Genomic DNA, 656 nt, shown 5'->3' with positions numbered 1-656 from the left:
TTGGCGGGTTCGGTCACCTTCAGGGTCTTCAGGCGCGGGGCCACGTCCACGCCGAGGTCTTCGGGCTTGACGGTGTCGAGCTGCTTTTTCTTGGCCTTCATGATGTTGGGCAAGGTGACGTAGCGGGGCTCGTTCAGGCGCAGGTCGGTGGTGATGACGGCGGGCAGCGAAAGCTGCAGGGTTTCCAGGCCTCCGTCCACTTCGCGGGTGACGCTGACTTGGTCTGCCGTGAGTTCAACCTTGCTGGCGAAGGTGGCCTGGGGCAGGTCGGCCAGGGCCGCGAGCATCTGGCCGGTCTGGTTGGCGTCGTCGTCGATGGCTTGTTTGCCCAGGATGATCAGGCCCGGTTGTTCTTTGTCCACCAGGGCCTTGAGCAGCTTGGCCACGGCCAGGGGCTGCAGTTCTTCGTTCGTCTCCACCAGGATGGCGCGGTCGGCACCGATGGCCATGGCGGTGCGCAGCGTTTCCTGGCATTGGGCCACGCCGCAGCTGACGGCAATCACTTCGCTCACCAGGCCTTTTTCCTTCAGGCGCACCGCCTCTTCAACGGCGATTTCGTCAAACGGGTTCATGCTCATCTTCACGTTGGCAATGTCTACGCCCGTGCCGTCCGATTTGACGCGGACTTTCACGTTGTAGTCCACCACGCGTTTGAC

General features: G+C 62.7%; 1 protein-coding gene. It reads right to left on the bottom strand.

The annotated features are described in order from the left end of the window. Positions 1-656: electron transfer flavoprotein subunit beta/FixA family protein (locus AC1Q5S_RS22340; protein WP_492239467.1), on the bottom strand; the 656-nt coding region annotated here is incomplete at both ends.

The organism is Acidovorax sp. GW835-FHT14B10 (assembly GCF_058793725.1).
The sequence above is the reverse complement of the archived record's forward strand: the minus strand, read 5'-3'. Positions and strand labels throughout refer to the sequence as shown.